Origin of the sequence: Streptomyces sp. NPDC059455, from assembly GCF_042750115.1 — a bacterium.
Taxonomy (GTDB): Bacteria; Actinomycetota; Actinomycetes; order Streptomycetales; family Streptomycetaceae; genus Streptomyces; species Streptomyces endocoffeicus.
This window is the reverse complement of record NZ_JBHYVB010000001.1, coordinates 157,078-165,126: the sequence shown is the minus strand read 5'-3', so window position 1 is coordinate 165,126 and position 8,049 is coordinate 157,078. Positions and strand designations below refer to the sequence as shown.

The 8,049-nt window shown below is 70.8% G+C and carries 8 protein-coding genes and 1 pseudogene; 5 read left to right on the top strand and 4 right to left on the bottom strand.

Annotated features, from left to right (window positions below; all coding sequences use genetic code 11):
* Positions 1–191: 191 nt before the first annotated feature.
* On the top strand, positions 192–1,121 hold the full coding sequence (locus tag ACFXB5_RS00700; protein WP_385201064.1) for an SURF1 family protein: 930 nt from the start codon (positions 192–194) through the stop codon (positions 1,119–1,121).
* Here the strand turns inward: ACFXB5_RS00700 and ACFXB5_RS00695 are convergent.
* A complete protein-coding gene (locus ACFXB5_RS00695; RefSeq protein WP_385201062.1) occupies positions 1,018–2,892 on the bottom strand; it encodes a S9 family peptidase in 1,875 nt (624 codons plus the stop codon). The two genes, ACFXB5_RS00700 and ACFXB5_RS00695, sit on opposite strands and share 104 nt — an antisense overlap.
* Positions 2,893–2,990: 98 nt before the next feature.
* Between ACFXB5_RS00695 and ACFXB5_RS00690 the strand changes: the two genes are divergently transcribed.
* Complete coding sequence (locus ACFXB5_RS00690; RefSeq protein WP_385201112.1) at positions 2,991–3,365, top strand: nuclear transport factor 2 family protein; 375 nt, start codon at positions 2,991–2,993, stop codon at positions 3,363–3,365.
* 126 nt (positions 3,366–3,491) lie between these two features.
* Here the strand turns inward: ACFXB5_RS00690 and ACFXB5_RS00685 are convergent, their stop codons facing one another.
* The gene (locus ACFXB5_RS00685) at positions 3,492–4,769 is read right to left on the bottom strand and encodes a cytochrome P450 (RefSeq protein ID WP_201856139.1); all 1,278 of its coding nucleotides are present in this window, start codon (positions 4,767–4,769) and stop codon (positions 3,492–3,494) included.
* 351 nt (positions 4,770–5,120) lie between these two features.
* Between ACFXB5_RS00685 and ACFXB5_RS00680 the strand changes: the two genes are divergently transcribed.
* Positions 5,121–5,897, top strand: a complete 777-nt coding sequence (locus tag ACFXB5_RS00680; protein ID WP_385201060.1) for a VOC family protein — start codon at positions 5,121–5,123, stop codon at positions 5,895–5,897.
* A gap of 138 nt (positions 5,898–6,035) precedes the next feature.
* Entirely contained in the window at positions 6,036–6,422 is a 387-nt protein-coding gene (locus ACFXB5_RS00675) for a VOC family protein (protein ID WP_256651855.1), read from the top strand.
* Positions 6,423–6,488: 66 nt separating this feature from the next.
* Here ACFXB5_RS00675 and ACFXB5_RS00670 read toward each other — a convergent pair whose 3' ends face one another.
* Both ACFXB5_RS00670 and ACFXB5_RS00665 read right to left on the bottom strand, forming a co-directional pair.
* Positions 6,489–6,917 (bottom strand): DUF1992 domain-containing protein, encoded by a 429-nt coding sequence (locus tag ACFXB5_RS00670; RefSeq protein ID WP_385201058.1) that lies wholly within the window; start codon positions 6,915–6,917, stop codon positions 6,489–6,491.
* Between the two features lie 58 nt (positions 6,918–6,975).
* A pseudogene (locus ACFXB5_RS00665) lies at positions 6,976–7,251 on the bottom strand (TerD family protein); the annotation flags it as partial.
* Between the two features lie 167 nt (positions 7,252–7,418).
* Here ACFXB5_RS00665 and ACFXB5_RS00660 point away from each other — a divergent pair.
* Positions 7,419–7,964, top strand: a complete 546-nt coding sequence (locus ACFXB5_RS00660; RefSeq protein ID WP_385201056.1) for a hypothetical protein — start codon at positions 7,419–7,421, stop codon at positions 7,962–7,964.
* Positions 7,965–8,049: the final 85 nt, after the last annotated feature.

Here is an 8,049-nt window from a genome sequence, read left to right as displayed (position 1 = left end):
TCGCTGTGAGCGAAGCCGGGCGAGGCATCGTCGTTTCGCCGTGGCCGCGGGCGCCGCGCGGGGGGGCGCGGCGGGCGGGCCCCCCCGCTGCGGTCCGGGCGCGCCCTGCGGGCATCCTGGGGCCGCGGCACGGGGCTCTGTGGGGCGGCCCCGCCGCCGGGGCCGGGACGCGAAGCCCGTACCGTGGGGGTGTGTATCGGTTTCTGCTGACGCCCCGCTGGTGGGTGATCAACGTGTTCACCCTGCTGGCGATCCCGGTCTGTCTCTTCATGGGCAGCTGGCAGCTCAGCCGCTTCGAGACGCGTGTCAACACGCACAACCAGCAGCAGGACGAGGCCTCCGCCGCGCGGAAGGCCGCGGCCCGGCCGCTGGGCGATCTGCTGCCGGTCACCGCGAAGACCTCCGGGGAGCGGGCCACCGCCACCGGACGATACGACACCGCACATCAACTCCTCGTGCCCGACCGGCGGCTGGACGGCCGCGACGGCTTCTATGTGCTGACTCTGCTGCGCGTGGATGAGGGCAAGGACGGGGCCAAGGGCGGGGGCAGGAGTGAGGGCGAGGACGCGGCCGAGGACGGCGCCAAGGCGCTGCCCGTCGTCCGCGGCTGGCTCCCCGGCGACGCCGACGATCCGGCGGTCACCGCCAAGGTGCCCGCACCCCCCTCCGGCGAGGTGACCGTCACCGGTGCGCTGCAGGCGTCCGAGCACCAGGGCGGCGACGGGGTGAGCACGAGCGGCGGCCTCCCCCGCGGTCAGCTGGGCATGATCAGCGCTGCCTCTCTGGTCAATCTGGTGCCGTACCAGGTGTACGACGCCTGGGTCACCTCCGCCGAGGCTCCCGGGGCCCTGAAGCCGGTGCCCCCCACGGCGGCGGAGGGCACCGGGCTCGACATCAAGGCGTTCCAGAACCTGGGCTACACGGGTGAGTGGTTCGTCTTCGCGGGCTTCGTGGTCTTCATGTGGTTCCGGCTGTTCCGCCGCGAGGCCGAGACGGCCCGCGATCTGGCCCTCGGCATCACGCCGCCCGAGCCGACGGCTCCGACGGTTCCGACGGCGCCGGGTGCGGACCCGACCCCAGATGACGCCGAGCGAACTCGATCTCCAAGCGCAACTGCTTGATCCGCTCCTCGACGACCAGCGAGCCGTGCCCCGCGTCATAGCGGTAGACCTCATGCGGGGTGCCGCGCCGCTCGAGCCGCTCCACATAGTTGTCGATCTGCCGTATGGGGCAGCGCGGGTCGTTCACCCCGGCCGAGATGTAGACCGGCGCCCGCACTTCCTCCACATAGGTCAGCGGGGATGACGCCTCGAACCGCTCCGGCACCTCCTCCGGGGTGCCGCCCAGCAGGGTGCGGTCCATCGCCTTCAGGGCCTCCATCTCGTCGTGGTAGGCCGTCACATAGTCCGCGACCGGGACCGCGGCCAGCCCCAGCGCCCAGGAAGCCGGCTGGGTCCCGAGCCCCAGCAGCGTCAGATAGCCGCCCCAGGAGCCGCCGGCCAGCACCAGCCGCCCGGGGTCGGCGAGCCCGGAGGCCACCGCCCACTCCCGCACGGCCGCGATGTCCTCCAGCTCGATCAGCCCGACCCGGTGCTTGAGCGCGTCCGTCCACGCCCGCCCATAGCCGGTGGAGCCGCGGTAGTTGACCCGCACGACGGCGAAGCCGTGGTCCACCCAGGCCGCGGGGCCCGCCGCGAAGGCGTCGCTGTCGTGCCAGGTCGGCCCGCCGTGGATGTCGAAGACCGTGGGGAAGGGGCCCTCGCCCGCGGGCTTCTGCACCAGCGCGTGCACCCGCCCGCCGGGGCCGTCCACCCAGACGTCGCTGACCGGCACCGACTCGGGGGCGGTGAATCCGGGCGGGTCCAGCACCGACCGCCCGCTCGTCGACCGCACCTGGGGCGGCTTCTCGGCCGACGACCACAGGAACTCCACCGTGCCGTCCGGCCGCGCCGTGGCGCCCGAGATCGTGCCCGCCGGGGTCGCCAGGCGGGTCAGCTCACCGGCGGCGAGGTCGTACCGCCAGAGCTCGCTGCGGGCCTGATGGCTGTGCTCGACCAGCAGCGCCGATCCGTCCGGGAACCAGTCGGCCCCGACGTCACCGGGCAGGTCGATCGCCAGCGCCGTCTCCACACCGGTCGTCGGATCCCACACCATGGGCTCCCACCGGCCGCGCCGCTGATGCCCGACCAGCAGCCGGGTGTCGCCCTCGACGGGCGCGAAGCCCATCACGGACAGGCCCAGCTCCTCGGTGCCGCCCTTGGTGTCGTCCAGCTCCGCGACGGCCGTCCCGTCCGGCCGCAGGACCCGGATCGCCGAGTGCATCGCGTCGCCGTGCTCGGTGTGCTCGATCGCGATCAGCGTCCCGTCATGGGAGAGATCGCCCACTCCGGCGGACTCGCGGTGCCGGTAGATCTCCTCGGACTCGCCGCCCGGCCGCATCACATGGATGGTCGAGCCGTCCTCGTCGGTGGACCGCCCGACGACCGCCGTGCCGTCGCGGCCCAGCGCGAGGCCCGCGGGGTAGGAGGGCTCCAGGCCCGGGGTCGCGGGCTCGTCGGCCGGGCGCTTGTCACCCTCGTCACCCTCGCCGCCGCTGAACGGCTGGCGCAGCCACACCCCGAACTCATCGCCGTCGGTGTCCGAGAACCACCAGATCCACCGGCCGTCCGGCGACAGCACCCCGTCGGTCGTCCCGTTCGGCCGGTCCGTGACCTGCCGCTGGGCACCGGTGGCCCGGTCCCATGCGTACAGCTCGTACGTACCCGTGGCGTTCGAGACGAACAGCGAGTGGTCCGGGGCGTCTTCCGCCCAGTCGGGCAGCCCCACTCGCGGCGCCCGGAAGCGCTTTTCCCAGTCCGGCATGGACTCCGTGCTCTCAGTCATGCCCACCATTCTGCGCCGCACCCCGACATGCGCGCTGGCGTCGTCCCGCGCCTGTGGATAACGTTCCCGGCGGGATGGATGGCAGGCCGCACACCGAGGGGGAGCTGATGGCCGACATAGGCGCGACGGTGGAGACGTACTGGGCAACGGCCCAGGCCAGGGACTGGCGGGCGTTCGGTGCCACTCTCGCCGACGACGTCCGCTACGAGCTGCCGCAGACCCGCGAGCGGGTGCTCGGCCGGGACGGTGTGGTCCGCTTCAACGCGGAGCACGTGGGCGAGTGGAGCCTGGAGGTCGAGCGCGTCATCACCGACGGCGATCAGGCGGTCTCCTGGGTGAGTTTCAGCGTGGACGAGGAGGAGACGCAGGCGATCAGTTTCTTCACCGCCTCGGCGGACGGCCGGATCCAGACCATCACCGACTTCTGGCCGGCGTCGTACGAGCCCCCGCGTGAGCGCGAGCACTTGGTCGAGCGCTTCTGAATACCCTCCCGCTACCCGCCGATACCCGATACCCGATACCCCTCCCGGTACCCGATACCCTCCCACCCCTCCGGCCCCCCGCCCCTCCTGTCCCTCCCGTTCGCCCCGTCCCCTCCCCGGGCTCGGCTACTTCAGCAGCACCGGCAGCTCCTCCACGCCGTAGACGATGGAGAGCTTGCGGAACGAGAGCTTCTCCGCCGGTACCGCGAGCCGCATCTCCGGGAACCGCCGTACGAGCGCGGGGTAGGCGGCCCGGAGTTCCATCTTGGCCAGCTCGGCGCCGATGCAGCGGTGGATGCCGTAGCCGAAGGCCAGGTGAGAGGGGGCCTGCCGGTGCGGATCGACCCGCTCCATGTCCGGGCCCAGCTTCTCGTCCCGGTTGGCCCCGCTCAGTGAGCACAGCACCAGATCACCGGCGGATATCCGGGTGCCCGCGATCTCCATGTCCTCGCGGGCGAACCGCGGGAAGGCCACCTGCACCACGGTGAGATAGCGCAGCAGCTCCTCCACGAACGGGTCCACGACATCGTCCTGGTCACGTATCGCGGCGAAGTGCTCGGGAGCCTGGAGCAGCACCAGCGTGCCGAGCGCCAGCATGCTCGCGGTCGTCTCCAGGCCGCCGGTCAGCACCCCGTCGGCGAGCCCGGCCAGCTCATGGTCGTCGAGCTCGTCGCCGTGCTCCTTCACCAGCATGCCGAGCAGCCCGTCGCCGGGCGTCTCGCGCTGCTTCCGCACGATCCCGTGCAGATAGGAGAGCGAGTCCGACATCGCGCCGAGGGAGGCGTTCGCCCCGTCGAAGAGGTCGAACCGCGCCGTGCTGTGGCGCTGGAAGTCATCGCGGTCCTCGTACGGCACACCGAGCAGTTCGCAGATGACCAGCGCGGGAATGGGAAGCGCGAACGCCTGTACGAGATCCACCGGGCCCTCGGCCGCGGCCATCTCGTCGAGGCGCTCCTCCACGATGGAGTGGATGCGCGGGGTGAGCCTGCTGAGCCGCCGCATGGTGAATTCGGGCGTCAGCAGGCGTCGCAGTCTCGTATGCGTCGGTGGATCGCTGAAGCCGAGACCTCCCGGATTCTGCTGCGGGGCGACGCCGATGTTCCGTTCCGCGAGGTTGGTGAAATCGGAGCTGAAGCCCTTCGCCTTTCCGAGCACCGCCTTGGTCTCGTCATATCCGGTGACAAGCCAGGCATTGATGCCGAAAGGCAGCCATATCTTGCTGATGGGTTCCTTTGCCCTGGTTCGGGACAGATCGGCGATCGGGTCGAGGCCGTCGCGCCTCATCGGTGCCAGTGTGGCGTCCGGGAGGAACGACATCTTGGACAAGTCGAAGCCGTTCTTCTGAATTCTCGAAAAGTACTTGCGGCCCAGCCAGGCGACGATGTTTGAGCGGAGATTCGACATGGCGCAATACTGCCCTGCCGTGCCCGGGTGGCCGTGCTCCGATGCCGGACGCGCCCCGGTGTGATGCGCCACAACAGCGTATGCGCCGCCCCCGCGCGGGCACTCCGGGGGCACACCGGTGGGCGCACGCGCGGGCACTCCGGAGGGCGCGCGGGTGGGCATCAACGCGCCGGTGGGCGCCAAGGTGGCGCGGGCCGCGAAATCGGAGGAAAGTGTAGATATCGGGCATGAAGCCCGAGCGGTGACGGCTGCCTGTGGGACGTCTGTGGCGCCCCAGGGATATGAGTGAGGTGAGCGGCCTTGCGGGAGAGGTTCCGTGCTGTCCAGGGCGCGCCCTGCTGGGTGAGTCTGATGGCAGCGGATCTGGACCGCGCGCACCACTTCTACGGAGAGCTCTTCGGCTGGGGCTTCCGCCCCACCCGGCAGGGGCACGGCCGTTACACCATCGCGTACACCGAGGGCGGCGTACCGACCGTCGGCATCGGCGCCTCGTCCCCGTCGGCGGGGGTGAGCCTGCCGGTCATCTGGACCACGTACTTCGCGGCGGACAGCGCGGACGAGGTGGCCTCGCGCGTCCAGGAGCGCGGCGGCACGGTCGCGGTCGGGCCTCTTGAGTTCGGCAGCGGCAGGGTGGCCTGGGCGGCCGACCCGGACGGGGCCAACTTCGGCATCTGGGAGGGCGATCTGACCTCCGCCTGGTGGGGCGAGCGGAGACCGGGCGCGCCCGTATGGCTGGAGCTGCGCACCCGTGACGCCTTCGAGGCGGCGCTCTTCTACGGGCAGGTCTTCGGCTGGGACACCCAGGGGCGGGAGCGCTGCGACGTCCGCTTCGAACACGACCGGGTGGTCCTCCATATCGACGGTAAGGCCGTCGCGGGGCTGCGCGGCGGCGCCATCGAGTCCGCCCCGGACCCGAACGTCCGGCCCCGCTGGCGGGTCTACTTCTGTGTGAAGGACGTCGACGAGGTCGCCGAACACGCCGCGGAGCTCGGCGGCGGCGTCATTTCCCTGCCGGCCGACACTCCCTATGGGCGCATCGCGGCGCTGCGCGACCCGGAGGGCGGGATCTTCAGCGTGGCGGCCGTGCGGAAAGGGTCCGCGGACGGGGATCCCGGCGGTTGTAGCTGAGGGGGAGGGGGGCTGGGGCCGGCCCTCGACGGCTGTAGGCGTCGGCGCCTACGATCGGAAGTACGGCATCGCGTGTCGGTCACCGGCTGGGTGAGGCATGGAGGTGTCCGTGAGATTGCCTTACGGAGGCATTCCACAGTGTCTGTCGAGTTGAATCATACGATCGTCCATTCTCTGGACAACCACGAATCCGCGGAATTCCTGGCGAATATCCTCGGCCTCGAGGTGGGAGAGGAATGGGGTCCGTTCGTTCCGGTGGAGACCAGTAATGGTGTCACCCTGGACTTCGCCACCATTCCCGGCGAGTCGATCGTCATGCAGCATTACGCGTTCCTCATCTCGGACGAGGAGTTCGACGCGGCCTTCGGGCGGATCCGGGAGCAGGGGGTCACGTACTACGCCGATCCCCATCTGAAGCAGCCGGGCGAGATCAACCACCATTACGGCGGGCGCGGGCTGTACTTCATGGACCCGGCCGGTCATGGCATGGAGATCATCACTCGGCCGTACGGCAACGAGGAGTAGTCCGGGGAGACCCTGAGGCTCTGGACTACGGGTGGACCGGGGCGTCGTATGCCCCGGTCCACCGGCTCAGTCTTCCTCCGCCCGTTCTTCTTGCTCGCGGTCCCGGCGCTCCCGCCACGCCCTTACGGCCTCGTCGATGTCGAAGGGCGCGAGATTGAGCGGCGGGCCGGGCGGGGGTCGCCGGATCGCCTCACGGATCTTGTCATTGACCTCCGAGAGGATCTCCCGCACCGTCCGCTCCGACGGCGCCTTCTCCACAGCGGCGAGCGCGTCCTCCGCCTCTTTGCGCAGTACGAGTGTCGGCGGCAGAAACGACAGATTCTCGCGGGCCATCTTCTCCTTGACCCACCACAGATCGTCATAGGGTCTGTCGAGATTGGGGAGGGGTTTTCCCTTCCCCCGGAGATTGGCGAACGCGCCGCGTTCCTCCGCCTCACGGATCTGTCGGTCGGCCCACGTTTCGAAACTGATGCCCGGTGGCTTTCGCTCGGTCACCCTCAGATTCTCCCTCGGGCGGCGCGAAACGCGCCACAGGCCGTATGGGACCGGGAGGTCAGAGGTGGGAGGCGAGCACCGGCAGCAGATCCTGGAACGTCCGCCCGCTGGCGGGCGCACCGATCGCCGACATCTGCCAGCCCCCGCCCGCTCCGCCCATCCCACCCGCGCGGTGCACCTTGGCCATGATCTGGGCCGTGTACGGGCCGCCGCCGCTCAGGGTGTAGCGGGCCAGCTCCTGGCCGTTGGTCTCGTCGACCAGACGGCAGAAGGCGTTCTGCACCTCGGCGAAGGTCTGTCCGGAGAAGGAGTTCACCGTGAACAGGATCTGATCGAAGAAGGGCCCTCAGCCAGGCGTCACGGGCCGTGGCGACGGCCGCGTCATCCCGGCGCCTGAGGTGGGACGGGTGTGTGGGTGGATGCCGGTGAAGACGCGGATGCCCATGAGGACGCGGGCGCGGGCGCTGGTCGGGGGCCGGGGTTCGGTGGCGTACGGCGGTGATGAGCAGGCAGGCCACCCCCACCACCAGAGTCAACGCCGCGATCGTCGCGCTGGTCAGCCCGGCGGTCAACAGTGCGTCGGCCAGCTCACGTTGGGAGTCGAGGAGCCCCAGCAGCCCGCCGAGGAGCAGAAAGGCCGCGGCCGAGGCGCCGGCCAGGGCAGGGGTGAGGACGGCGAGCACCGGCAGCAGTCCACGGACGCCTGCCGAGGGGGTGGGTGAGCCGGATAGGGCAGATGCGGCGGGCGCGGTGGACGCGGTGGACGCGGAGTACGCGGTGGACACGGTGTACGAGGTCGTCGCCGCGGCGGCGCGTTGCCTGAGGTACGCGGCGTATTCGGGCGCGGCGGCCGTCGCGATCAGCTCGCTCGCCACGAGCGCCTGGGCGCGCAGCCGTTGGATGTCCGCGTCCCCGGTGGCCCCGTTGCGCCGCAGGGCCTCACGGATCTCCGCCGTACACAGCGCCTGGTGCAGCGCCCGCTCGAAGTCGGGCCTGTCCTCGGCCTGTAAGCCGGGTGGGGCGGTCATGTCCGCGCTTCCTCGATGAGTAGGAATGAACCGGCCGCCGGGCCCGCCCCAGGGGAAAGGCCAGCGGCCCGCCGGCCCCGGGGGGGGGGGCGCGGGGGGCGGGG